This window comes from Streptomyces sp. NBC_01463 (assembly GCA_036227345.1).
Lineage (GTDB): Bacteria > Actinomycetota > Actinomycetes > Streptomycetales > Streptomycetaceae > Streptomyces.
The window spans coordinates 3820754-3845964 of the sequence record CP109468.1; the positions used below are offsets into that span (position 1 = coordinate 3820754).

A 25211-nucleotide genomic window follows, 5' to 3' on the forward strand; every position below is an offset into this window, starting at 1 on the left:
CTGAGGACGTCTCCTCGATGTCCCTGGACCAGCTCGGCGATGTGAGCGCGGCGTTCTCCCGGCAGGAGTACTCCGGCTCGGCGTATAAATACTCCATGGCGACGGTCGTCCGCGCAGGCACCGTGGTGCTCCGGGTCACCTACGGAGGCGGCTACGAGGAGCTCAACTCCTCCGTCCTGACGGGCATCGCCAGCATGGTGACCGAGCGCGCACACCAGGCCCAGAACGGCGAGGACCCGTCTGCCGTCTTCGCCGAGGCGCCCTGATCACCCGTACCGCCGGTGCGCGGCCGCCCGGACCGGCCGGCCCGCCGCGCGCCGGCGGGTCCGAGCCGCGCGAGGAACTCCTCAGCCCTCGGGCCGGGTGACGGTCAGGGCCCAGCGGATGCCCTCGTCCGACGCACCGCCTCCTACGGTGACGCGGGGCCGAGGTGGGCGTCCACCACGGCCGTCACCAACCGTTCGAGCCGCCGCCCGGCGGGGTCGTCCCCCTCCGCCTCTGCCGGTCCGGACGGAGGCAGGGTCGCGTCCAGGGCCAGCGGAAGGCTTCCCCAGGCCCAGAGCTGGGCGACGCCATGCAGGTTCGACCACAACGCGGCGGCCACGACCGCCGCTCCGCCGTCGTCATCGTCGTCCGGAGCCGCGCTCCCGCCCGGCTCCCCCCGGCCCCCCGTGGCCGCCTCCGCGCGGCACTGGGCGACCAGCCCTGTCATCCGCTCGAACAACGGCAGGGACGACTCACGCAGTCTCGGCCGGTCAGGCGCCTGCGGTGGTCCTTCGAGCAGATCGTGGCGGAACATCAGCTCGTACATGCCGCGGCACTCCAGCGCGTACCGCACATACGCCCGCGCGACGGCTCCCAGCCGCGTCCGGGCCGGGCCGGACTCCGCCAGAGCCGCCTCGAACCGCGCTCGCAGCTCCTGGAAGCCGCGCTGCGCAATCGCCGAGAGCAGGGCGTGGTGGGTCGGGAAGTACCGGCGCGGCGCCCCGTGCGACACCCCTGCCCGCCGGGCGATCTCACGCAGCCCCAGCGCCGCCGGACCCTCGGCGGCCACCAACTCGGCCCCGACGTCCACCAGCCGCTCGCGCAGGGAACCCTGATCCTTCATGGACCGTGTCTAGCACGGCGCGTTAGACACTGTCTACGTCACCGGCCTTCACAGCCACCACCCCTCACAGCGGCCGGACCGTGAGGATCTGCTCCGCCCGGCCGACGGGCCCGTCGGCGTCGTGCAGGACGGTACTGGTGATGCCCTGGCCGGTGGAGCCGAAGACGACCGTGGTGTCGAGCCCGGTCCAGCGGCCCGCCGGCGGGCGGTGCAGGTGGATCGTCAGGTCGACGTTGGGGAACATCCAGGCGGTGGGCTGCTCGCGTACGGCGATGCCGTTGGCCGTGTCGACGAGGGCGACGTACGACGCGAGCGGACCGGCGGTCTCGCCCGCGACGAGGTCGAGCGGGGTGGAGATCCAGGCGGTCGCACGGCCGGGGCGCGGGGGCGCGACCGGGCGGACGTCGAGGGAGGCGATGTAGCCGCCGGGCCAGAGGTCGGCCATCGGCCACGGGGCGAGCGTTTCGGGGTCGGCGAGGCGGTCCGCACCGCCGCCTGCGACGGCGGTGGTGTCCGCGGCGGCCAGGCACCAGGCCCTGGCGCGCACGACGGGGCGGCCGGCGACAAGGGCGACGGCTTCGACCAGTTCGATGGTGCGGCCGGGGCGGAGGGTCTCGACCCGGATCTCGCACTCGTCGAGGGCGAGCCGGCCGAGGATGTCGAAGCTGATCCGGGACAGCAGGAGCCCGGCACCCGGCCGGCCGGCCAGGTGCCGCTCGATGACATGGGTGAGGAGGCCGCCGAAGGGGCTGAAGTGCACCTCGTCGGTGCTCCATGCGCCGCTCGCGTGGGCGGTGGGCTTGAAGCGGTGCTGGTCGATGCGCTCGTAGTAGCTGCCGGTGTTCATGCGGTGCGTCCCTCGCGGCCGTACGGATCAAGGAACCTCAGCCTGACACCGCCCGCACCCCGACCGGCGGCCGCCCCCGCCGCGACCGGAACCCTCAGGGCGTGAACACCGCGACGGCCTCGTGCCCCTCCTCCTGCCGGAAGGTCACCCGCAGCTCCATCCCGACGGCGAGCGCGCTCTCCTCGCACCCGACGATCCGCGTCATCATGCGCGGCCCCTCCGCGAGGTCGACGACGGCGGCGACGTACGGCACCTGCCCGGCGAACGGGGGCAGGTCGTTGCGGTGGACGACGGACCAGGTGTAGAGCGTGGCCCGCCCGCTCGCCCTCTCCCAGTCGACATCCTCGCTCCAGCAGTGCGGACAGAACTCGCGCGGGTAGTGGTGCGCCCGGCCACAGGCACGGCAGCGGCGGACGATCAGGTGGCCCTCGGCGGCGGCGTCCCAGTAGGGGCGGGTGAAGGCGTCGGGTTCCGGGAGGTCGTGGCGGGGGGCCGGGGCCGCGGCGGCCGGCTTCGGGGCCGTCACAGGAAGAGTCCGATCGCGTCGTCGAGGGACCAGGTCTGCCAGGACATCGCGAACAGGGCGACGAGGGAGATCAGCGCCATCATGGCGTTCTGCCCCTGCTCGGCCCAGTCGTGGATCATCAGCACCAGGTAGAGCAGGTTGAGCAGGAGCCCGGCGACGAGGGCGACCGGGGTCAGGAAGCCGCTCACCAGGCCGAGACCGAGGGCGAGTTCCGCGTACACGACGACGTACGCCATGGTCTTCGGGCGTGGTGCGACGATCTTCTCGAAGCCGGTCCGGACCACGGGCCAGCGGTGCTTGCCCGCGACGTCCGCCGCCCACGCGATACCGGTGCCGCGCCGGAACCAGCCCTCCTTGTCCTTGTGGCGCCAGCTCTCCAGCCACCACAGTCCGAGGCCTATCCGGAGCACGGCGAGCCACTGCGCTCCGTCGAGCCAGATCGTCCGCATGAGGCCCTCCCGTTCGCCTGAATCTGACGGTACGTCAGTTCACCCGATGGGGGCGGACTGCGCAAGAGGTGTGCACCCGTGATCAATTCGCAATCGATTCCGACCTTGACCGAGACCCATCAAGGAACGGCGCGATTACGCTCCGAAGCATGTCCGACAGCACACCTACCGCCGGTAGCAGCACCACCCCGGCCCCCACCGACATCACCGAGGACCGCCCCGTCTACGTCATCGGCGGCGGCCCTGGCGGTCTGGCGGCCGCCGCCGCCCTGCGCGAGCAGGGGGTGCGGGCCGTCGTCCTGGAGAAGTCCGGGGACGTCGGCGCGTCCTGGCGGCGCCATTACGACCGGCTGCATCTGCACACCACCCGGCGCTGGTCCGCCCTGCCCGGACTGGCGATGCCCCGCAGGTTCGGCCGCTGGGTCTCCCGGGACGACGTGGTGCGCTACCTGGAGAAGTACGTCGAGCACCACGGCCTCGAAGTGGTGACGGGCGTCGAGGTCTCCCGCATCGACCCGGCGGAGGACGGCTCCGGCTGGCGGCTGACCGCGACCGGCGGCCGTGAACTGACCGGCCGGGCGGTAGTGGTGGCCACCGGCTACAACCACACCCCGCGGATCCCCGACTGGCCCGGCCGCGACACCTTCACGGGCGAGCTGCTGCACGCCTCCGCGTACCGCAACCCGGCCCCGTACGCGGGCAAGGACGTCCTCGTCGTCGGCGTCGGCAACACCGGCGCGGAGATCGCCGTCGACCTGGTGGAGGGCGGGGCCTCGGACGTACGGCTCGCGGTACGCACCGTGCCGCACATCGTGCGCCGCTCCACGGCGGGCTGGCCCGCGCAGGCGACCGGCATCCTGGTGCGCCGGCTGCCGGTCTCCCTCGTCGACCGGGCCGGTGGCCTGATGGCCCGCGTCGCCGTGCCCGACCTCGCCGCACAGGGGCTGCCCCGACCGGACACGGGCCTGTACTCCCGCGTCAAGGACGGGGCCATCCCGGTCCAGGACGTCGGCCTGATCGACGCGGTGAAGGGCGGCCGGGTGGTGCCGGTGGCGGCCGTAGAGTCGTTCGACGAGGACGCCGTGGTGCTGGCGGACGGGACCCGGATCACCCCGGACGCGGTGATCGCCGCGACCGGCTATCTGCGGGCCCTGGAACCGCTGGTCGGCCACCTCGGGGTGCTGGACGCCCGGGGCCGCCCGGTCGCGCACGGCGGCCGCACACCGAAGCAGGCGCCCGGTCTGTACTTCACCGGGTTCACCAACCCCATCAGCGGCATGTTCCGCGAAATGGCCCTGGACGCGCAGAGGATCGCCAAGCGGCTGGCCCGCACCGCCTGACCGAAGAGCCCGACCCGCACAGTCCGACCCGCACCACCCGTCCCTCCCCGCGCGCGTCCGGGGAGGACGCCGCCGTTCGCTCAGCACAGCCCCCGCCGGGCACTCCCGGCGGGGCATCCCACCCTGATACGGAGGATGCACGTGGCACGTCAACGAACAGGACAGACCCCGCAGCCGGCCCGCGGACCGGTGACCCGGCGCGCGATGCTGGGAGGTGCGGCGGCGGCGGGGGTCTCGGCACTCACCGCGGCCGGCACCGGCACGGCGCAGGCCGCCGCTCCCGGCCCCGCGGCCGCCGTCCGCGAGGTCGACGTCGCGGTCGTCGGCGGCGGGCTGGCCGGGCTGACCGCAGCTCGCGACCTGGTGGCCGCCGGCAAGTCCGTGCTGGTCCTGGAGGCACGCGACCGGGTCGGCGGGCGGGTGCTCAACCTGACGCTCCCGAACGGCGGGATCAGCGAGGGCGGCGGCGAGTTCATCGGCCCGACCCAGGACCGGATGAAGGCCCTCGCCGACTCGCTGGGCGTCGCCACCTTCCCCACGTACAACACCGGGAAGAACGTCCTGTTCAAGGACGGCAAGCGCACCCCCTACGCCACCGACGGCCTGCTCGGCTCCGTCCCGCCGATCGACGTGGCGGGGCTCGCCAACGCGGCGGCGGTGCAGGCGATGCTCGACGACATGGCCAAGCAGGTGCCGGTCGACGCCCCGTGGAAGGCGGCGAAGGCAGCGGAGTGGGACAGCCAGACCTTCGAGACCTGGCTGAAGCACAACGCGGTCATCCCGTCCGCGAAGTTCCTCTTCGACGTGGCGTGCACCTCGGTCTTCTCCGCCGAACCGAGCGAACTCTCGCTGCTGTTCGTGCTCTTCTACATCCGGGCGGCCGGCAACGAGTCGACGCCCGGCACCTTCGAGCGCCTCACCGAGACGGGCACCGGCGCCCAGGCGACCCGGTTCGTCGGCGGCTCCGCGCAGGTGCCGCTGCGCCTGGCGCAGTCCCTCGGCGACCGGGTCGTCCTCAACGCGCCGGTCGGCCGGATCGCGCAGGGCGACGGCCGGCTGACCGTTCAGACGCCGGACCTCACCGTCTCCGCCCGCCGGGTCGTGGTGGCCGTGCCGCCCTCGCTCACCAACCGCATCACCTTCTCCCCGGGACTGCCCGCCACCCGCGACCAGCTCGGCCAGCGGCTCCCGATGGGTTCGGTCGGCAAGGCGATCGCGGTGTACGACACCCCGTTCTGGCGGGCCGACGGCCTCAACGGCCAGGTCGTCAGCGACTCCGGCGCCGTGCGCTCCACCTTCGACAACTCCCCGCCGGACGGCACGTACGGGGCGCTGATGGGCTTCATCGAGTCCGACGAGATGCGCGGGCTCAACGGGGCGTCGGAGGCCGAGGTGCGGGCGGTGGTCCTGAAGGACTTCGCCACGTACTTCGGCGACCGGGCGAAGACCCCGACCGGCTTCGTGCTCCAGCGCTGGGACAACGAGACCTACTCCCGCGGCGGCCCGGTCGCCTACGCCCCGCCCGGCGTCCTGACCCGCTACGGCGCCGCACTGCGCACCCCCGTGGGGGCGATCCACTGGGCGGGCACCGAGACGTCGACGTACTGGAACGGCTACATGGACGGCGCGGTCCGCTCGGGCGAGCGCGTCGCCAAGGAGGTCGTCGCCGCACTCTGACGCCCGTGCGGCACTCCTGTGGTTGAGAGCGGTGGTCCGGGGAAGATCCCGGACCACCGCTCTCAACCTTTCCCTGCACACCCATTCCTGACGGGCCGTCAGTTCAGTAACCTGACAGAGCGTCAGTTTTGCGGGCCGGGCACCAGACGTGCCGACGGACTTTCGAGCAGGAGTGGGCGGAACGATGCTTGGATCGACTCACGGCACCCTCACCACCGACTTCCGCGCCAGGGTGGTGGCCTGCGGCGAGGAACCGCACGCCGCCGTCCACAGCATGGCGGCCGCCGCCGCGGAGGGCGACCTCGACGTCAGCGGCCGCCCCCTGCACGCGCCCGTACCGGACCTGGACCGGTTCTTCCGGCCGGAGTCCGTCGCCGTCATCGGGGCCTCCGACACCGAGGGGCGGCCCAACACCGGGATCACCCGCCAGCTGATCGCCTGGTCCGAGCGGGTCGGGGCGCGGCTGTACCCCGTGCACCCCACGCGCGAGACCGTCTTCGGCCGGGCCTGCGCCCCCTCCGTCGCCGACCTGCCGGAACAGGTGGACCTGGCGGTGCTCCTGGTCGGCGACCCGCTCCCGGTGATCGAGGAACTGGCGCAGGCCAAGGTGAAGTTCGCCGTCGCCTTCGCCTCCGGCTTCGCCGAGACCGGTGCCGAGGGCGCCGCCGCACAGGCCCGGCTGGCCGCCGCCGTCGAGCGGTCGGGGCTGCGGCTGCTCGGCCCGAACACCAACCTCAACGCCTTCGAGGAGTTCCGCGACGACCTGGACGGTCCGGCGATCGCCCTGATCACCCAGTCCGGCCACCAGGGCCGCCCCGTCTACACGCTCCAGGAGCTGGGTGTGCGGCTCTCGCACTGGGCCCCCACGGGCAACGAGGCGGATCTGGAGACCGCCGACTTCATCGCGTACTTCTCCCAGCGCCCCGAGGTCGGGGCCATCGCCTGCTATGTCGAGGGGCTCAAGGACGGTCGCTCCTTCCTCCTCGCGGCCGACCGGGCGGCGCGGGCGGGTGTTCCGGTGGTGGCGGTCAAGGTGGGGCGTACGGAGACGGGGGCCAGGATGGCCGCGTCACACACCGGCAAGCTGACCGGCGCCGACCAGGTCGTCGACGCGGCGATGCGGCAGTTCGGCGTCATCCGGGTGGACGGGCTCGACGAACTCCAGGACACCGCGGCCCTGCTGGCCCGGGCCCGCAAGCCGCTGGCCGAAGGCGTCGTGGTGTATTCGATCTCGGGCGGCACGGGCGCGCACTTCTCGGACCTGGCGACCGGGGCGGGCCTGTCCCTCCCCGTACTGTCCGAGCAGAAGCAGGCCGAACTGCACACGTGGATCCCCGGCTACCTGAACGTGGCCAACCCGGTCGACAACGGCGGCCACCCGGTCGGCGACTGGCGCGGCCGGAAGATCATCGACGCGATCCTCGCCGACCCGGAGGTCGGGGTGCTGATCTGTCCGATCACCGGCCCCTTCCCGCCGATGAGCGACCGGCTCGCGCAGGACCTCGTGGACGCGGCGGAGGCCACGGACAAGCTGGTGTGCGTGGTCTGGGGATCGCCGGTCGGCACCGAGGACGCCTACCGCACGACCCTGCTGGGCTCGTCCCGCGTCGCCACCTTCCGCACCTTCGGCAACTGCATCACCGCGGTGAAGGCCTATCTGGACCACCACCGCTTCGCCGCCTCCTACCGCTCCCCGTTCGACGAGGCACCGCGCACCCCGTCCCCCTCCTTCCGCAAGGCGCAGGCCCTGATGCGCCCCGGCCACCAGCTGAGCGAGCACGCGGCGAAGCAGCTGCTGCGCGCGTACGGAATCCGGGTGCCCCGGGAGCAGTTGGTGACCAGCGCGGCGGCGGCCGTCCGGGCTGCGGGGCTCGTCGGCTACCCCGTCGTCATGAAGGCGTCCGGCGCGCGGCTGGCCCACAAGACGGAACTGGGCCTGGTCAAGGTCGGCCTCACCTCGGCCAGCCAGGTGCGGGACGCCTATCGCGAACTGACCGACATCGCGCGCTTCGAGGACATCGAACTGGACGGCATCCTGGTCTGCCAGATGGTGGAGCGGGGCGTCGAGATGATGGTCGGGGTCACGCAGGACGCGCTGTTCGGCCCGACCGTGACCGTCGGGCTCGGGGGCGTCCTCGTCGAGGTGCTGCACGACGCGGCGGTGCGCGTGCCGCCGTTCGGCGAGGACCAGGCGCGGGCGATGCTCGGCGAACTGCGCGGCCGAGCCCTGCTGGAAGGGGTCCGGGGCGGTCCGCCGGTCGATGTGGACGCCCTCGTCGAGGTCGTCCTGCGGGTGCAGCGGATGGCGCTCGAACTCGGCGACGACCTCAGCGAACTCGACATCAACCCGCTGATGGTGCTGGGCCGCGGACAGGGCGCGGTGGCGCTGGACGCCCTCGCCGTCTGCCGCTGACCGACCGCCTCGCCGCCGGGCCCGCCATCGGGCCCACCACCCGCCCAGGAGCTGCCTCATGCCGTCCTCCCCCGAAGACACCACCGCTCACGCCGACCCGTCCGGACCGCCTGAATCATTGATACTCCACACCACTGACAACGGCGTCTCCTGGATCACCCTCAACCGCCCCGACGCGATGAACGCCGTCACCTGGGACCAGCGCGAACGCATCATCGCCCTGCTCGCCGAGGCCTCCGCCGACCCCGCCGTCCGGGCCGTCGTGCTCACCGCCACCGGCCGCGGCTTCTGCGCCGGCGCCGACCTGCGCGGCGCCCCCGCCACCGGCGACCGGGTACCGGGCGACGTCGCCCGCACCATCCGGCTCGGCGCCCAGCGGCTGATCGCGGCGGTCCAGGACTGCGAGAAGCCCGTCCTGGCGGCGGTCAACGGCACGGCGGCGGGCATCGGCGCCCATCTCGCGTTCGCCTGCGACCTGGTGCTGGCCGCCGAGTCGGCGAAGTTCATCGAGGTGTTCGTACGCCGCGGCCTCGTCCCGGACGGCGGCGGCGCGTACCTGCTGCCGCGCCTGATCGGCCCGCAGCGCGCCAAGGAGCTGATGTTCTTCGGCGACTCGCTGCCGGCGGCGGACGCGGAACGCCTGGGCCTCGTCAACCGGACCGTTCCGGACGGCGAACTGACGGCGACGGCACGGGCCTGGGCCCAGCGGCTGGCCGAGGGACCGACCCGCTCGATCGCCCTTACCAAGCAACTCGTCAACGCGTCACTGGACGCGGACCGGGCCACGGCGTTCGCCGCCGAGGCCATGGCCCAGGAGATCAACATGACGACGCAGGACGCCAACGAGGGCGTGGCGAGCTTCGTCGAACGGCGGGTGCCGAAGTACCGGGGGGTGTGAAGGGCCGGAGGCTGTGAAGGGCCGGGCCGGAGTGCGAAGGGCCGCGGGCCTGAAGGGCCGTTCTACGCGGGAGAGAGCCCGCTGGTGTCCAGGTCCAGATTCCCTGAACCCTCCACACACCCGAGTTCGACCACTCAGTGTATCCGTGGGTAAACGTCGTGTAGTAGAGGTACCGCGCGCAGCGGGCCGCCCATGACTTTCGGCAATGCCGCCGAGGCCTCCGGTTGCGTACGGTCGGCCGGATGGAGAGAGCGAAGAGCGGCGGCGCGGTCGGGCGGGCCGCCGCCCCGGGGAGCCTGCTGACCGTCGCCGCCGCGTCCTGCGTCGCCCTGAGCACGGTCAGCCTGTGGTGGGCGCTGCCCGCCGCGGTGGCGGCGTTCCTCGCCGGCCGGGAACCGGGCAGGTCCGGGCCCACCCTGCTCGTGCTCGTCGCGGTCGTGGCCGGTGGAGTGGTGGCCGTGGCCCTGGTGCCTTCCTGGGTGCTGATGGCGGGGCGGTTCGTCGCCGTGGTGGCGGTGGCCGCGATGCTGCCGTGGTTCGCGGGGCGCTTCTGGCGTCAGTACCAGGAGCTCGTACGGGCCGGCTGGGAGCGGGCGGGGCGGCTGGAGCGCGAGCAGCGGCTCGTCGCGGAGCAGGCCCGGTCCCGTGAACGGGCCCGTATCGCCCAGGACATGCACGATCTCCTCGGCCACGACCTCAGCCTCATCGCGCTGTCGGCGGGCGCCCTCAAACTCGCCCCCGGTCTGGACGAGGCCCACCGGGCCGCGGCCGGGGAGATCAGGGCCCGGGCGGCGGCCTCGGTCGAGCGGCTGGGCGAGGTGATCGGCCTCCTGCGCGAGGAGGCGGACGACGGGCCGCCCGGACCGCCCGGCACCGGCATTCCCCGGCTGGTCGCGGAGGCCGCCGCCGCCGGGCTCCCGGTCACCCCGCACATCGAAGGGGATGCGTCCGCCATGCCCCCGGCCGCCGCGCGCGCCGCCCACCGGGTCGTGCAGGAGTCCCTGACCAACGCCGCCAAGCACGCCCCGGGTGCCCAGGTCTCCGTACGGATCGCCCATTCGGCCGGAGCGACGACGGTCCGGGTCGAGAACGGCCCGGCGCCCGTACCGGGGGGCGGGCCGGACCTGCCCGGCACCGGGCGCGGACTGATCGGTCTTGACGAACGCGTACGGCTGGCGGGCGGCACCCTCACCCACGGCCCGTACGAAGGGGGCTTCGCCGTCGTCGCGCGGCTGCCGCACACGCCTCCCGGCCGTCTCCCGGCCACCGCGCCCCGGGCCGCCCAGGAGCCCCTGCCCACGGAACACCGGCACGCCCGCGGCCGCGCCCGCCGGGCGCTGGCCCTCACCGTCGTCCTGCCGCTGGTGGCCTGGGCGGTCCTGAGCGCCGCGCTCCTGGGGTGGGACATCCACTCGGCCCGGCAGTCCGTCCTGGACCCGGGCGACTACGCCCGGCTGCGGGCCGGCCAGGACCGGGCATCGGTGGCGCGGCTGCTGCCCGCACGCGAGACCACGCAGCGGCCCGTGGCCGGGGAACCGAAGGGGCCGGGCATCACGTGCGCGTACTACGCGATGACGGCGGACCGTTTCGACGACCGGTCCGGGGACGCGTACCGGCTCTGCTTCCGGAACGGCACCCTGATGTCCAAGGAGGCGCTCACCCCGTGAACCCCGCCCCGCGCCCCGGCCCGGCGGAGCGCCGCTCCGGTCCCACGAAGGAAGGCTCTTGATGATCCGCGTCATCGTCGCCGACGACGAACCGATGATCCGGGCGGGGGTGCGTTCCGTGCTGGCCACCGATCCGGGCATCGAGGTCGTCGCCGAGGCGGGCGACGGGCACGAAGCGGTCGAGCTGGTGCACCGCCACCGCCCCGACGTGGCCGTGCTCGACATCCGGATGCCGGGGACCGACGGCATCGAGGCCGCCGCCGAGATCCGGCTCACCGTGCCGGAGACCGGTGTCGTGATGCTGACGACCTTCGGCGAGGACGACTACATCCTCCGGGCACTCGGAGGCGGCGCCGCCGGCTTCCTGATCAAGTCGGGCGAGCCCGAGGAACTGATCGCGGGAGTGCGCGCGGTGGCCGACGGCGCCGCCTTTCTGTCACCGAAGGTCGCGGCCCGGGTCGTCGCCCATCTCTCCGCGACGGGCGCGGGCGCCCTGGCCGGCCGCCGCACCGCCGCCCGGGAACGGGTCCGCATGCTCACCGCCCGGGAACGCGACGTGCTGGCCTTCCTGGGCGGCGGGCTGTCCAACGCGCAGATCGCGCGCCGGCTCCACCTGGTGGAGGGGACGGTCAAGGCGCATGTGAGCTCGATCCTGGCCCGCCTCGGCGTGGACAACCGGGCCGCCGCCGCGGTCGTCGCCCACGAGGCCGGGGCCGTCTCCCCCGCGGAACCGCCCGCCGAGCGCTGACACCGCGGCGGAGGCGAGCGGCAGGAGCGTGAGCAGCAGGGCCGCGACCACCGCCCCGCCGAGCACCGCACCGGCCAGCACGTCGTGCGGATAGTGCGCGCCCACCACAACCCGCAGCAGCGCCGCCACCCCGGCCAACAGCAGGGTGACGGGGGCGAGTCGGGGCCGGAGCAGGGCGAGGCCCACTCCGAGTCCGGCCGCGAGGGTGGCGTGGTTGCTCGGGAAGGACCAGTCACTGGGCGGCGGGCACTCGGCGACCGCCGCCGCCCGGCCGAGCAGGACCCGGCAGGGCCGCTCCTCGTCGACGACGAGTTTCACGGCCTCACTGGCCGCGTAGGCGAGGACGGTACCGAGCCCGGTGAGCACGGCGCCGGCGCAGACGCGGGCGTCCGCCCGGCGTACGGCACCCCACCAGACCCGCACCAGCAGCAGCCCGAGGACCAGGAGCGTCCCGTCGCAGGCGAGTTCCAGCAGGTGGCCCGCCCAGGAGGGTGCGTCGGCGACCGCCCCGGTCAGCGAGCGGTAGGCCGACGCCGAGGCGCCGTCCGTGACCTCCACGGCCCGATCGGTCCCCAGCCCTCCCGGCGCGAGGCCGGTGACGGCTGCCGCCCCGGCTGCCAGGACGACGCAGGCGAGGAGGGGACGCGCGGTCCCGGTTCTGCTTCCGCTCTCTGCTCTCATGGAAGCCGAACCTAGGAGCGGCGGAGGCGCCGAACCCGGGCCGAACGGCAGCGGCACCCCCTGACGAAGGTCGGGGGTCCGTCCTCGCTCCTGCCCCGCTCTTCCAATCTGACGCATCGTCAGCTCTAATCGAAGGGTGATGGGACACGCAGGCATGGCCGCAACCGCAGTCCGCTACCTCAGGTCCGTCGGCGCCGCGACGGCCACCGGTCCGGAGCGGGTCGATCCGCTGCCGCGCCCGGTCCTGCGGGCCGTCGCCGACGACGAACGGCTGCCGCTCGACCCGGGTGAGTTCCGGCGCGTGCTGGGGCACTTCGCGAGCGGGGTCACCGTCGTCACGGCCCACGACCCGGACGATCCGGCCGGTCCGGCGGGCTTCGCCTGCCAGTCGTTCGCCTCCCTCTCCCTCGATCCGCCGCTGGTCACGTTCATGGTCGCCCGTACGTCGACGACCTGGCCGCGCATCGCCCGCGCCGGGGCCTTCTGCGTCAACATCCTGGGCGCGGACCAGGGGCCGCTGTGCCGCGGCTTCGCGGTCAGCGGGGCCGACAAGTTCGCCGGGGTGGCGTACTCCCCGGCCCCCGCGACCGGTTCACCCCGGCTGGATTCCGTACCCGCCTGGATCGACTGCCGCATCCAGGCCGTCCACACCGGCGGCGACCATCTGATCGTGGTCGGGCGGGTGGAGGCGCTGGGGGCGTCGGTGGACGGGGACGGCGAGGGCCCGCTGCTGTTCCACCGGGGGACGTTCGGGCACTTCAGCCGCTGAGCACCACGGCCCCCTTCACCCGGCGGATCATCAGGGCCATCAGGGCCGCCATCGCGCACAGCGCACCCGCCGCGTACCAGACCACGTCGTACGAGCCGAAGTGGTCGCGCGCCACCCCGCCCAGGAACGCCACCAGTGCCGCACCCACCTGGTGCGAGGCGAGGACCCAGCCGAAGACGATCGCGCTGTCCTCGCCGTACTGCTCCCGGCACAGGGCCAGGGTCGGCGGGACGGTCGCCACCCAGTCGAGTCCGTAGAACACGATGAAGAAGACCATCGGCGGTTCGACCGAGGGCTGCAGCAGGACCGGCAGGAACAGCAGCGAGACCCCGCGCAGCGCGTAGTAGACGGCCAGCAGGCGCCGGGCGTCGAAGCGGTCGGTGAGCCAGCCCGAGAAGACCGTTCCGATGATGTCGAAGATCCCGATGACGGCGAGCAGCGACGCGGCGGCGGTGATGGGCATGTGGTGGTCGTGCGCCGAGGGCACGAAGTGGGTGCGGATCAGGCCGTTGGTGGAGGCCCCGCAGATCGCGAAGGACCCGGCCAGCAGCCAGAACGGTCCGGTGCGCGCCGCGTCGAACAGCACGCGTACGGTACGGACCGCCGCCCCGCGCGCGGGTGCGGGCTTCTCCACGTACTCCCCGCCGTACGGGGCCATGCCCACGTCGGCCGGGTGGTCGTGCAGCAGGAACCAGACGAACGGGACGACGACCAGGGCGGCCAGCGCCACGGTCACGGAGGCGGGCTGCCAGCCGTGCCGGTCGACGATCCAGGCACAGAGGGGCAGGAAGACGAGCTGCCCCGAGGCGCCGGCCGCGGTGAGGATGCCGGTGACCAGGCCGCGGCGGGCGACGAACCAGCGGTTGGTGACCGTCGCGGAGAAGGACATCGCCATCGCGCCGGTGCCGAGGCCGACGAGCAGCCCCCAGTAGATCATCAGCTGCCAGGCGGCCGTCATCCAGTAACTGGCCAGCGCACCGGCGGCGACCGCGCTCAGGGCGACGACCACGACCCGGCGGATGCCGAACCGGTCCATCAGCGCGGCGGCGAACGGTGCGGTGAGCCCGTACAGCGCCATGTCGAGGGAGACGGCGAGGCCGATCTCGCCGCGCGACCAGCCGAACTCCCTGTTGAGGGGGTCGATGAGGAGCCCGGGCAGGGAGTTGAAGGCGGCGCCGCCGATGATCGTCACGAAGGTGACGGCGGCGACGATCCAGGCCCGGTGGATCCGCCGGCGCCGGGGCGCATCGGTGCCGGTCCGCGGGCTGTCGTCACGGGCGGCGCGTTCGGTTGTCTGGGTCACGCCGCCCAGCATCCGGCCCCCGCCGCACTCCTCACGAGTGGCCCGGAGGACATGGTTCGCAGGGATCGGGCCACGGTGCGGTGCGCCGTCCCGGCCCCGGTCCCGGTGCGTGCCGGCGCACCCGCCCTCCGGCTCATCGGGATACGGAAGCCCGGGGGCCGGGCGCACGGGATGCGGCTGCCGTGTGCACGCCCCAGGCGGCCGCCGCCCCCACCCCGTACCAGAGCAGATCGGGCGCGTTGAACGTCGAGCCGAGCACCAGCCGGGCCACCGCACTGTGCCGGGACAGCTCGGCGGGCACGCCGGTGAGCTGCAGGAACTCGACCGCCCAGCTGATCCCCAGCCCGGCCCCGGCCACCGCGAGGGGGCGGGTACGGGGTGCGCACAGGGCAACGAGGGCGCACACCAGAACGGTGTAGAGCGCGTCCCCCGCGTACTTGGCGGCGGCACCGTCCGCCACCGCCCGCACCCCGAGACCGGCCACGACCGTCACCACGGCAGCCCCCGCCGCAACCATCCGGGCCCGCCCGGCACTTCGGAGGTTCCCCGCCGTCACCCGATGCGCTCCAGCCGCCGGATCGGGCGGGCCGCCAGCAGCACACCCACCGCCACCATGTTGATCACCGCTCCGGCGAGCAGCACCTCCGGTGCGCCCACCCGGTCGGCGACCGGCCCGGCCAGGGCCCGGCCCGCCGCCAGCATCAGCAGGGAGCCGGCCACGTCGTACGCGTGCAGCCGGTTCAGCGCCTCCGGCGGCACATGGGTCTGGACCGTCGTCGACCACATCACCAGCCAGAACGCGAACGCCGCGCCCGCCACGAACTGCCCCGCCCCCAGCGCGAACACCGGCAGCCCGAGCCCCAGCACCACCAGGTTCACGCACACGCCGGTCAGGGCGACGGCACCCGCCGACAACGGGCGGCGGGGACGCAGCCGCAGGGCCAGCAGACCACCGAGGACGCTGCCCGCGCCGTTCACCGCCATCATCGCGCCGTACGTCCCCGAGCCGTGCGCCTCGGTGACCTCGATGGCGGTCAGCGGCAGCATCGGACCGAGCACGGTGAATCCGTACACCGTCCAGATCGCGATCACTCCCCACAGCCAGCTGCGCGCCCTGAACTCACGCCACCCGTCGACCAGTTCGGCGACGAACGTGCCACGCGCAGCCTCGTCCGACGGGGCGGGCGCCAGCCGCATCAGGAAGAGGCAGGCGCCGGAGACGAGGAACGTCGAGGCGTTCGCCGCATAGACGGCCCCGGCGCTCGCCAGCCCGACGAGCACGCCCGCGAACGCTGGACCTGCCATGGTCATCAGCGCCTCGGAGACCCGCAGCACCGCGTTGGCCCGCTGCACGTCCGAGGCCACGCGCGGCGTGGTCGACGCGACGCCCGGCTGGAACAGGGCCGCGCCCACACCGGCCACCGCGCTCAGCGCGTACACCGCCCAGAGGGGCGGGTTGCCGGTGGCGAACGAGACCGCGAGCACCGAGGCCCCGATCAGCCGCAGCGCATCGGCGATGATCATCATCCGGCGCGGGGTGAAACGATCCGCCAGGACGCCGCCGAAGAGCACGAACAGCGCCAGCGGGCCCATCCAGGCGGCCAGCGCGTACCCCACCGATGAGTGCGGCCGCCCGGCACCGAGCAGACCCGCGGTGAGGGCCACCGGGATCATCCCGTCGCCGAAGAGGGCGGCGGTCCGGGCGACGAAGAAGAGCCGGAAGTTACGGTTCCAGAGCCGCTCCGGCTCGACGGGCAGAGATGGCAGCGGCGGCTGCGGGAACCCCGGAGCATACGGAGCCTGTGGCGACAAAGGGGATGAATGGCGCAAAGCGCTCTCGTGGTCCGCGGCGGGAATGCGCGCGGGGTCAGCTGACATTTCCTTCACACCGATGACATGTATCAGCTTATGGTCTATACCAGCTAGGGGTGAAGGGAGTCCGCTGTGCCGCACCGCGTCGTCGTTCTCGCCCTCGATGGGCTGCTCCCCTTCGAACTGGGCATCCCCCAAAGGATTTTCGGCCGCTCGCTCGGTTCCGAGCCGCTGAACGGGGGCCGCAAACTCTACGAAGTCGTGACCTGCTCGGTCCGCCCGCCGGGCCCGGTCCGCACCGACGCGGACTTCACGATCACCGTCGAGAACGGCCCCGAGACCCTCGCCACGGCCGACACCGTGGTGATCCCCGCCAGCTACGAACTCGGCCCCGTCTACACCGAGGGCCGGCTGACCGCCGAACTCGCCGCCGCGTTCGCGTACATCAGGCCGGGCACGCGGATGGTGTCGATCTGCACCGGCAGCTACGTGCTCGCCGCAGCCGGATACCTGGACGGCCGGCCGGCCACCACGCACTGGTCGTCCGCAGACCACTTCCAGAAGCTCTTTCCCGCCGTCCGGGTCGACCCCGACGTCCTGTTCATCGACGACGGGGACGTCCTGACGTCCGCCGGGGTCGCCGCCGGCATCGACCTCTGCCTGCACATGGTGCGCCGCGACCACGGCGCCGCCGTCGCCAACGACGTCGCCCGGCGCACGGTCGTACCGCCGCACCGCGACGGCGGCCAGGCCCAGTACATCCAGCGCCCGGTCCCCGACACGGGGTTCTCGGCCACGACCACCGCACGGGCCTGGGCGCTCGGGCGGCTGGAGCGGCCGATCCTGCTGCGCGACATGGCGCAGCAGGAGTCGATGAGCGTCCGGACGTTCACCCGCCGCTTCCGCGAGGAGGTCGGGATCAGCCCGGTCCAGTGGCTGACCCAGCAGCGGGTGGAGCGGGCCCGCCGGCTGCTGGAGTCCACGGACCTGTCGATCGACCGGATCGCCCGGGACGCCGGCTTCGGCACACCCACCTCGCTCCGGCAGCATCTGCAGGCGGCGCTGGGGGTGTCGCCGACGGTGTACCGGCGCACGTTCCGCGCGGTCGACAGGCCGGTGGCGACCGGCTGAGGCCTCAGGACACCGCCGGGGCTCAGAAGACCAGCACGCCCCGCGCCACCCGCCCGTGGTGGGCGTCGTCCGCCGCCTTGGCGAAGTCCTCCACCGGGTAGGTCTCGGTGACGAGTTCGTCCAGCAGCAGCCGGCCCTCCCGGTACAGGTCCGCGTACAGGGCGATGTCCCGCTGCGGGCGCGAGGAGCCGTAGCGGCAGCCCAGGATCGACTTGTCCAGGTACATCGACGAGACGAGGAACGAGGCCTCGGCCGTCGCCGCGGGTACGCCGAGCAGGATCGCCTGGCCGTGCCGGTCGAGCAGGTCGATCGCGGTACGGATCAGCTCGGTGCGGCCCACGCACTCGAAGGCGTGGTCGGCGCCGTGCGGCAGGATCTCCTTGACCCCGTCGGCCGAGGTGAGGAAGTGCGTGGCCCCGAACTGCCGGGCCACCGCCTCCTTGTCCGGGTTGTTGTCGACGGCGACGATCGTCAGCGCGCCGGCGATCCGCGCGCCCTGGATCACGTTGAGCCCGATGCCGCCGGTGCCGATCACGACGACGCTCTCGCCGCGGTCGACCCTGGCCCGGTTCAGTACGGCTCCGACTCCCGTCAGCACCCCGCAGCCGATCAGGGCGGCCGACGTCAGGGGCAGGTCGGCGGGGATCTTCACCGCCTGCACGGCCTTGACCAGGGTCCGTTCGGCGAAGGCCGAGTTGGACGCGAACTGGTACAGCGGCTTCCCGCCGCGCGAGAACGGCTGCCCCGGCATCCCGATCGCCTTGCGGCACATCGTGGGCCGGCCCCGGTCGCACTGCGCGCAGGCGCCGCAGCTGGCGAGCGTGGACAGGGAGACGTGGTCGCCGGGCGCGACATGGTTCACGCCGGCGCCGACCGCCTCGACCACTCCCGCGCCCTCGTGCCCGAGCACCACGGGCAGCGGGAACGGGATCGTCCCGTCGATCACCGACAGATCGCTGTGGCAGAGCCCGGCCGCGGCCACCGCCACCAGCACCTCGCCGGGGCCCGGGTCACGTATCTCCAGGTCGTCGACGACCTCGGTCCGTTTGCCGTCGAAGACGACGCCTCTCATCTCGGCTCCCTCGGTAGGCCGAGCGCGTGCTCGGCGGTGGTGTTCCGTACGTTCCCGGGCGAGATCAAGCCCGTCTGCCGTGTTGAGCGGCGCGCCATTCCCTTCGCGTACCTGGCCACTTCAAGCCCGTCTGCCGTGTTGAGCGGCGCGCCATTCCGTACGCGTACGGGCCACTTCAAGCCCGTCCGGCGATTGAGGACCGGGGTCCGGGGCAGCGCCCCGGCGACGCGGCCCGCACGAGGCTTCCTCCGCTCGGCCCCCACCGGGGGCTCCGCCCCCGCACCCCCGCTCCTCAATCGCCGGAGGGGCTGGACGTGCGCCTCGTGCCCCGCAGGGGCAAGCACCCCCGGGGAGGGGCCGGATGCGCGCCCCACAGAGGCGGCACCCGCAGGCGGGCCTACGCGTTCGGACGTGTCGCGGACTTCGCCGCCGCCGCCATCTCCTCCAGCTGCGCCAGCATCGGCATCGGGTCCGTCCCGACCGTCCCGGGCAGGAAGTCCGCGATGCGTTCCGGAGTCCACGCCGCCCCCTCCGCGTACCCCGCGCGCAACTCCCTCGGCTGGGCCCAGACCGCGATCTTCGGGCCCGCGATCGTGTACACCTGGCCGGTGATCTTCTCCGCGCGCGCCCGCTCGCTCAGCAGGTAGACGACCAGGGCCGCGACGTCCTCCGGCTCACCGATCTCCTTGAGCTCCATGGGGACGTTCGCGGACATCCGGGTACGCGCCACCGGCGCGACCGCGTTCGCCGTGACGCCGTACTTGTGCAGGCCCAGCGCCGCGCTGCGGACCAGCGAGATGATGCCGCCCTTGGCCGCGCTGTAGTTCGCCTGCGCCACACTGCCCTGGTGGTTTCCGCTGGTGAAGCCGATCAGCGTGCCGGCGCCCTCCTGCTTGCGCATGACCGCCGACGCCGCCCGGAAGACGGTGAACGTGCCCTTGAGGTGCGTGGCGACCACCGGGTCCCACTCGGCCTCGGACATGTTGAACAGCATGCGTTCGCGCAGGATGCCGGCCACGCACACGACGCCGTCGATCCGGCCGAACCGCGCGAGCGCGGTGTCCACGACCCGCTGCCCGCCGGCCATGGTGGAGATGTCGTCCGCCACCGCGACCGCCTCGCCGCCCGCCGCCTCGATCTCCTTGACGACGGACTCGGCTATCTCGCTGGCGGGCTCACCGCCCTCGATGGAGACGCCGTAGTCGTTGACCACGACCTTCGCCCCCTCGGCCGCCGCGGCGAGCGCGACGGCCCGCCCGATGCCGCGCCCGGCACCCGTCACGGCCACCACTTTGCCTGCCAAGAAGTTCCCCATGCCCGGCCCCTTCCCGCGGTTTCTGACGGACCGTTAGATTCTATGGGTCATCAGGTCCACCGGCACAAGCCCCAGGAGGCGCCATGTCTTTGCCGGCCGAGTTCCACGACCTCTCCAAGCGCGTGAACAACTGGGGTCGCTGGGGTGCCGACGACGAGATCGGGACGCTCAACCTGATCACCGACGAGGTCGTACGGGAGGCCGCGGCCACCGTCCGCAGCGGTCTGCGCGTCCCGCTCGCGCTGCCGCTCCAGCAGGACGGCGTGCAGAGCGGCCTGATCCCGGGGCGGGTCAACCCGCTGCACACCATGGTCCAGATCAACCAGGAGCTCTTCGGCCCCGGCACCGTCGCCACCAGTGACGACACCGCGGTGCTGGGGCTCCAGGCCGCCACCCACTGGGACGCGCTGACCCACGCCTCGCACTCGGGGAAGATCTACAACGGCCGGCCCGCCGCCACCATCACCGCCCACGGCGGGGCGCAGTTCAGCGGCATCGACAAGGCGCCGCACATCGTCTCGCGCGGGGTCCTGCTCGACGTGGCCCGCACCCACGGTGTGGACCGGCTGCCGGGCGGTCACGCCGTCACCCCCGAGGACCTGGACGCGGCCGAGGAGCTGGCCGGGGTCAGGGTGCGGTCCGGGGACATCGTGCTCGTACGGACGGGGCAGGTGCAGGTGTATCTGAGCGGCGACAAGAACGCGTACGGCTATCCGTCACCGGGGCTGTCGATCCGGACGCCCGAGTGGTTCCGGGCCCGCGATGTGGCCGCGGTCGCCAATGACACGCTGACCTTCGAGATCTTCCCGCCGGAGATCGAGGACCTGTGGCTGGGGGTGCATGCGCTCGACCTGGTCGAGATGGGCATGCTGCAGGGCCAGAACTGGAACCTGGAGGCCTTGTCCACAGCCTGTGCGGAGTCGGAGCGCTACGCCTTCCTGCTCTCCGCCATGCCGGAGCCGTTCGTCGGCGCCACCGGCACACCGGTCGCCCCGGTCGCGATCCTCTGACCCCCCGGCGCAACCCCTCGCGCCCCGGCGCGGGCCCGCACGGCCCGGGCACGCGCCACGGCGGCTCCGGGAGCGTTCCTAACCGCGGTGGGTGCCGGCGTGCGACGTCTCGTACGCGGCGCCCGCCTCGCGCTCGCCCGCCTCACGGTTCACGCCGTCGTGCTCGGGCACACCCTGCGCGCCCACGCCGTGGGTGGCGGGCTGCAGCTGCACCTGGATCAGCGGGATGCCCCGGTCGACCTCGCACCAGATGCGCTTGCCCGCGCCCTCGGGCTGCCAGCCCCAGCGGTCGGCCAGGCCGTCGACCAGCTCCAGGCCCCGGCCGCCGGTGTCCTCGCCCTCCGCGTGCCGCTGCTGCGGCGGCCGGCAGCTGGTGTCGGCCACCTCGACGCGGACGGTCCCGGCGTGACCCGGCGCTCCCGTCGAACCGAACAGCATGCGCAGCACGGCCGGACAGCCGGTGTGCACGACCGCGTTGGTGACGAGCTCCGAGATGAGCAGGATGAGCGTCTCGGCCAGTGGCTCGTCGTCTCTTATCCCGGATCCGACGAGCCTCGAACGCGCCCATCTGCGGGCCCGTCCGACCTCCGCGGGGTCGGGCCCGACCTCCAACTGAACCTGAAGCACCTGCACCGCTCACACCATCCGAACCGGCGGACACATCGCCTCGCGCCTCCTCAGGGTCACGGAACGTGATTCCCTTACGAGACAGCATGGTTGACGTACAGTCACCGCAACAAGCGCTTCGGGCATATTCCATCGCGAAGGAGTACGCGTGGTGCATACTGTGCGACGCGCGCTGCGGAGAGTCGAACACGGACGCCCGGCGGCCTCGAAATGCCCGGGAATCGCTTCCCCGGCTGGCCCGGCGCTTCCGCGTGGATCACGAGCAGGGCACCTCTCGCGGACCGGAGCAGCCGCACAGGCCACATCCGGATCGCCAGGTTCCAGAACCACTCGCATCCAACGGAGCGTACCCGAGCCCGGCACCGACGACGGCCCGTGACGAATCACGCAAAGGACACAAGCCGGTATCGACGCCTGCCGACTGCGCTGCGTCACTCCGCAGCGTGAACCTCAGGGGTCCGTCGCGTCACATGCGTGCGCCCGGCACCCACCTGCCCCGGAGTGGCCCAGATCGGCCGCCAGCACCTCCTCCGCCTCCGCCGCCGTCAGCCACTGCCCGGACCGCAGCCAGGCCCGCTTGAGACGCAGATGGACATCCGCCTCCCAGGTGAAGCCCATACCGCCGTGCACCTGGAGGCAGTCGCGGGCGTTGTCCACGGCGGCCCGGTCGGCGAGCAGCTTGGCCCCGGCGGCCTCCACCGGATCCCCGGTCACCGCCGCCGCGTAGACGGCGCTGCGGGCCGGTTCGGCCCGCACCAGCATTCCGGCACACAGATGCTTGACCGCCTGGAACGCCCCGATCGGCGCCCCGAACTGTTGCCGCTCCCCGGCGTGTTGGACCGCCGCCTCCAGGCTGCGGGCGGCACCGCCGAGCTGTTCGGCCGCGGCCAGCAGGGCGCCCTCGCACCGCAGCCGCGCCCCGTCCGGCAGCGCCTCGCCCTCGTACGCCGCCAGGCCGGGCACCCGCCACAGCGGCGTACCCGGATCGAGCGACCGCACGGGCCGGGCCCCGTCCACCACCCGCCGCAGCACCCCGCCGGTCAGCACCCGCGTCCGGTCCCCGTCCAGCACCAGCAGCGCATCGGCCCCGTCCAGGTGCTCCACGGGCCGCCCCGGCTCCGCCAGCGCCACCACGGCCTCCCCCTCGGCCGCACCCTTCACGACACCAGCGGCCAGCTGGGTCGCGGCCAGCGGGCCGGGCAGCAGCGCCCGCCCCACCTCCTCGAACATCAGTACGGACTCCGGAAGCCCGAGACCGACGCCGCCCGCCGCCTCCGGCAGCCGCAGCGCGAAGAACCCGGCCTTGCCGAGCTCCCGCCACAGGGCGCGGTCCACTCCCCCGCCGCCTTCGTGCGCCGCCCGCATCCGGTCCCTGCCGAACCGGCCCGCGAGCAGCTCCCGTATCCCCGCCCGCAGCGCCCTCTGGTCCTCCGACAGCTGGAAGTCCACGGTCCGCTCACCGCCCCTTCGGCAGGCCGAGTATCCGCTCGGCGACGATGCTCCGCTGGATCTGCGAGGTGCCGGCCGCGATCGTGTACGAGAGCGAGGAGAGCCGGTCCAGCACCCACTCCCGGTCCAGATCGAGGGCGTCGCCCGCGCCGAGCACCTCGGCCGCCGCCTCGTACAGCTCCTGGCGGGCCTCCGAGTACCGCAGCTTGAAGACCGAACCGCCGATCCCGGGGACTCCCCCACTGGCCTGCGCCTCGCTGACGTTCCACTGGGTGAGCCGCCACAGCGCCCGGAACTCGGCGCCCAGCCTGCCCAGCCTCCGCCGCAGCACCGCGTCGTCCCAGCGCCCGCTCCTGCGGGCCTCGGCGGCCAGCGCGTCAAGGGTGCGGCGGCAGGCGACGACCTCGCCGACGAACGCCGTACCGCGCTCGAAGGAGAGCGTGACCATGGTGACCCGCCAGCCGTCGTTCTCCGCTCCGACGAGGTGCGAGACCGGCACCCGCACCTCGTCCAGGAACATCTCGGCGAACTCGGTGGACCCGGCGAGCGTGCGCAGCGGCCGGACGGTGACGCCCGGGCTGTCCATCCGCATCGCCAGCCAGCTGATGCCCCGGTGTTTCGGCGCCTCCGCATCCGTCCGCACCAGCAGTTCGCACCAGTCGGCGACCTCCGCGTGCGAGGTCCAGATCTTCTGCCCGCTCACCACGTAGCCGTCGCCGTCGCGCACCGCGCGGGTCCGCAGCGAGGCCAGGTCCGAGCCCGCGTCCGGCTCGCTGAAGCCCTGGCACCACATCTCGTCGCCGCGCAGCACCGGCGGCAGCCAGCGCGCCCGCTGCTCCGCGGTGCCCTCGGCGGCGATCGTGGGCCCGGCGTGCAGCAGCCCCACGAAGTTCGCCCCGACGTAGGGCGCCCCGGCCCGTTCCGTCTCCTCCAGGAAGATCAGGTGCTGGGTGGGGGTGGCGCCCCGGCCGCCCGCGTCGGCGGGCCAGTGCAGGCCTGCGTACCCGGCGTCGTACAACAGCCGCTGCCAGCCGGCGTCGTACGCCCGGCGCCCCGGCCAGTCACCGGGATCCGGCTTCCCGGGCAGCCCGGGGAGCACCGAGCCCAGCCACTCCCGCAGCCGCGCCCGGAAGTCTTCCTCTTCCTCCGTGTACGCGAGGTCCATGACGCCTACTTGTCGAGGTCGAGGCCGAGCATCCGGATCGCGTTGCCGCGCATCAGTTTGTAGACGGTCTCGTCGTCCAGTCCCTTGACGTGGTCGAGGGCGACCTCCTTGGTGTGCGGGAAGGTCGAGTCGACGTGCGGATAGTCGGTCTCGAACGTCGCGTTGTCACGCCCCACCACATCGAGCGAGGCGACGCCGTGCTTGTCGCGGAAGAAGCAGCAGAACATCTGCCGGTAGTAGTACGTGGACGGCGGCTCGGGGATCAGATCGCGCACCCCGCCCCAGGCCCGGTGCTCCTCCCAGACGTCGTCGGCGCGCTCCAGGGCGTACGGGATCCAGCCCATCTGCCCCTCGCTGTACGCCAGCTTCAGCTTCGGGTACTTCACCAGCACCCCGCTGAACAGGAAGTCCATCATGGAGGCCATCGCGTTGTTGAAGGAGAGCGAGGCCTGGACGGCGGGCGGGGCGTCCGGGGAGGCGGCCGGCATCTGCGAGCTGGACCCGATGTGCATGTTCACCACCGTGCCGGTCTCCTGGCAGACGGCGAAGAACGGGTCCCAGTAGCCGGTGTGGATCGACGGCAGCCCCAGATGGGTCGGGATCTCCGAGAAGGTCACCGCCCGCACCCCGCGCGCCGCGTTCCGCCTGATCTCGGCGACCGCCAGGTCGATGTCCCAGAGCGGGATGATGCACAGCGGGATCAGCCGGCCGCCGCTGTCACCGCACCACTCCTCGACCATCCAGTCGTTGTACGCACGCACACAGGCGAGCGCGACCTCCTTGTCGTGCGCCTCGGCGAAGGTCTGCCCGCAGAACCGCGGGAAGGTCGGGAAGCAGAGGCTCGCCTCGACATGGTTGAGATCCATGTCCTTCAGCCGTTCGACGGGGTCCCAGCAGCCGGGCCGCATCTCCGCCCGGGTGATCCCCTCCAGCGTCATGTCGTCGCGGTCGAACCCCACCGCCGCGATGTTCCGCTTGTACGGGAACTTGAGGTCCTCGTAGATCCACCAGTCGGTGGGCGGCCCGTCCGGGTCCATCGTGATGACGTACTTGCCCCCGGTGTACGCCAGCTCCCCGATGCCCGCCGTCAGCGGCTGCGGACCGCGCTCGCGGTACTTGGCCGGCAGCCAGGTCGAGAAGAGGTGCGGCGGCTCGATCACATGGTCGTCGACGCTGACGATCCGAGGCAGTTCCGTCATGGTGT

General features: G+C 72.9%; 23 protein-coding genes and 1 pseudogene. 10 read left to right on the plus strand and 14 right to left on the minus strand.

Annotation, left to right across the window (positions count from 1 at the left end; all coding sequences use genetic code 11):
• Nucleotides 1-17 precede the first annotated feature (17 nt).
• Nucleotides 18-266, plus strand: coding sequence for a hypothetical protein (locus OG521_16870; protein ID WUW22380.1), 249 nt, complete (start codon nucleotides 18-20; stop codon nucleotides 264-266).
• A gap of 143 nt (nucleotides 267-409) precedes the next feature.
• Here the strand turns inward: OG521_16870 and OG521_16875 are convergent, their stop codons facing one another.
• The 4 genes from OG521_16875 to OG521_16890 all read right to left on the minus strand — a co-directional run bounded on the left by OG521_16875 (nucleotide 410) and on the right by OG521_16890 (nucleotide 2930).
• Complete coding sequence (locus OG521_16875) at nucleotides 410-1108, minus strand: TetR/AcrR family transcriptional regulator (GenBank protein WUW22381.1); 699 nt, start codon at nucleotides 1106-1108, stop codon at nucleotides 410-412.
• A gap of 64 nt (nucleotides 1109-1172) precedes the next feature.
• Nucleotides 1173-1955, minus strand: coding sequence for a thioesterase family protein (locus OG521_16880; protein ID WUW22382.1), 783 nt, complete (start codon nucleotides 1953-1955; stop codon nucleotides 1173-1175).
• A 94-nt stretch (nucleotides 1956-2049) separates the two neighbouring features.
• On the minus strand, nucleotides 2050-2481 hold the full coding sequence (locus OG521_16885; GenBank protein ID WUW22383.1) for a Zn-ribbon domain-containing OB-fold protein: 432 nt from the start codon (nucleotides 2479-2481) through the stop codon (nucleotides 2050-2052).
• Nucleotides 2478-2930, minus strand: coding sequence for a DoxX family protein (locus OG521_16890; protein WUW22384.1), 453 nt, complete (start codon nucleotides 2928-2930; stop codon nucleotides 2478-2480). Before OG521_16890 ends, OG521_16885 begins: the two co-directional genes overlap by 4 nt.
• A 149-nt stretch (nucleotides 2931-3079) precedes the next feature.
• Here OG521_16890 and OG521_16895 point away from each other — a divergent pair, with 149 nt between their 5' ends.
• The 6 genes from OG521_16895 (at nucleotide 3080) to OG521_16920 (ending at nucleotide 11673) form a co-directional block, all read left to right on the plus strand.
• A complete protein-coding gene (locus OG521_16895) occupies nucleotides 3080-4270 on the plus strand; it encodes an NAD(P)/FAD-dependent oxidoreductase (GenBank protein ID WUW22385.1) in 1191 nt (396 codons plus the stop codon).
• 204 nt (nucleotides 4271-4474) lie between these two features.
• Nucleotides 4475-5947 (plus strand): FAD-dependent oxidoreductase, encoded by a 1473-nt coding sequence (locus OG521_16900; protein ID WUW26703.1) that lies wholly within the window; start codon nucleotides 4475-4477, stop codon nucleotides 5945-5947.
• A 184-nt stretch (nucleotides 5948-6131) separates the two neighbouring features.
• Nucleotides 6132-8360, plus strand: coding sequence for an acetate--CoA ligase family protein (locus tag OG521_16905; GenBank protein WUW22386.1), 2229 nt, complete (start codon nucleotides 6132-6134; stop codon nucleotides 8358-8360).
• 58 nt (nucleotides 8361-8418) lie between these two features.
• Complete coding sequence (locus tag OG521_16910; protein WUW22387.1) at nucleotides 8419-9258, plus strand: enoyl-CoA hydratase-related protein; 840 nt, start codon at nucleotides 8419-8421, stop codon at nucleotides 9256-9258.
• Nucleotides 9259-9500: 242 nt separating this feature from the next.
• Nucleotides 9501-10925: a histidine kinase gene (locus tag OG521_16915; GenBank protein WUW22388.1), complete on the plus strand. Its 1425-nt coding sequence runs from the start codon at nucleotides 9501-9503 to the stop codon at nucleotides 10923-10925.
• 61 nt (nucleotides 10926-10986) lie between these two features.
• Nucleotides 10987-11673, plus strand: a complete 687-nt coding sequence (locus OG521_16920) for a response regulator transcription factor (protein ID WUW22389.1) — start codon at nucleotides 10987-10989, stop codon at nucleotides 11671-11673.
• 90 nt (nucleotides 11674-11763) lie between these two features.
• Here OG521_16920 and OG521_16925 read toward each other — a convergent pair.
• Nucleotides 11764-12354: pseudogene (locus OG521_16925) on the minus strand (phosphatase PAP2 family protein).
• Between the two features lie 154 nt (nucleotides 12355-12508).
• Between OG521_16925 and OG521_16930 the strand changes: the two are divergent.
• Nucleotides 12509-13123 carry a flavin reductase family protein gene (locus OG521_16930; protein WUW22390.1) on the plus strand — a complete coding sequence of 205 codons (615 nt, stop codon included), beginning with the start codon at nucleotides 12509-12511 and terminating at the stop codon, nucleotides 13121-13123.
• On the opposite strand, the gene OG521_16935 is transcribed toward OG521_16930, so the two are convergent.
• From OG521_16935 to OG521_16945, 3 genes are all read right to left on the minus strand, one after another.
• On the minus strand, nucleotides 13113-14426 hold the full coding sequence (locus OG521_16935) for an MFS transporter (protein ID WUW22391.1): 1314 nt from the start codon (nucleotides 14424-14426) through the stop codon (nucleotides 13113-13115). The genes OG521_16930 and OG521_16935 overlap by 11 nt on opposite strands.
• Nucleotides 14427-14559: 133 nt before the next feature.
• Nucleotides 14560-14943: a DUF2809 domain-containing protein gene (locus OG521_16940; protein ID WUW22392.1), complete on the minus strand. Its 384-nt coding sequence runs from the start codon at nucleotides 14941-14943 to the stop codon at nucleotides 14560-14562.
• Between the two features lie 35 nt (nucleotides 14944-14978).
• Nucleotides 14979-16193, minus strand: a complete 1215-nt coding sequence (locus OG521_16945) for an MFS transporter (protein ID WUW26704.1) — start codon at nucleotides 16191-16193, stop codon at nucleotides 14979-14981.
• A gap of 177 nt (nucleotides 16194-16370) precedes the next feature.
• Between OG521_16945 and OG521_16950 the strand changes: the two genes are divergently transcribed.
• Entirely contained in the window at nucleotides 16371-17369 is a 999-nt protein-coding gene (locus tag OG521_16950) for a helix-turn-helix domain-containing protein (GenBank protein WUW22393.1), read from the plus strand.
• A gap of 22 nt (nucleotides 17370-17391) precedes the next feature.
• On the opposite strand, the gene OG521_16955 is transcribed toward OG521_16950, so the two are convergent.
• Both OG521_16955 and OG521_16960 read right to left on the minus strand, forming a co-directional pair.
• Complete coding sequence (locus OG521_16955; protein ID WUW22394.1) at nucleotides 17392-18441, minus strand: Zn-dependent alcohol dehydrogenase; 1050 nt, start codon at nucleotides 18439-18441, stop codon at nucleotides 17392-17394.
• Between the two features lie 397 nt (nucleotides 18442-18838).
• Nucleotides 18839-19756: an SDR family oxidoreductase gene (locus OG521_16960; GenBank protein ID WUW22395.1), complete on the minus strand. Its 918-nt coding sequence runs from the start codon at nucleotides 19754-19756 to the stop codon at nucleotides 18839-18841.
• Nucleotides 19757-19839: 83 nt separating this feature from the next.
• Between OG521_16960 and OG521_16965 the strand changes: the two genes are divergently transcribed.
• Entirely contained in the window at nucleotides 19840-20766 is a 927-nt protein-coding gene (locus OG521_16965) for a cyclase family protein (GenBank protein WUW22396.1), read from the plus strand.
• A 78-nt stretch (nucleotides 20767-20844) separates the two neighbouring features.
• Here OG521_16965 and OG521_16970 read toward each other — a convergent pair whose 3' ends face one another.
• From OG521_16970 to OG521_16985, 4 genes are all read right to left on the minus strand, one after another.
• Nucleotides 20845-21399 (minus strand): ATP-binding protein, encoded by a 555-nt coding sequence (locus tag OG521_16970; protein WUW22397.1) that lies wholly within the window; start codon nucleotides 21397-21399, stop codon nucleotides 20845-20847.
• 444 nt (nucleotides 21400-21843) lie between these two features.
• Nucleotides 21844-22842, minus strand: a complete 999-nt coding sequence (locus OG521_16975) for an acyl-CoA/acyl-ACP dehydrogenase (protein WUW22398.1) — start codon at nucleotides 22840-22842, stop codon at nucleotides 21844-21846.
• 7 nt (nucleotides 22843-22849) lie between these two features.
• Nucleotides 22850-24007 (minus strand): acyl-CoA dehydrogenase, encoded by a 1158-nt coding sequence (locus OG521_16980; protein WUW22399.1) that lies wholly within the window; start codon nucleotides 24005-24007, stop codon nucleotides 22850-22852.
• A gap of 5 nt (nucleotides 24008-24012) precedes the next feature.
• A complete protein-coding gene (locus OG521_16985) occupies nucleotides 24013-25206 on the minus strand; it encodes an amidohydrolase (protein ID WUW22400.1) in 1194 nt (397 codons plus the stop codon).
• Nucleotides 25207-25211: the final 5 nt, after the last annotated feature.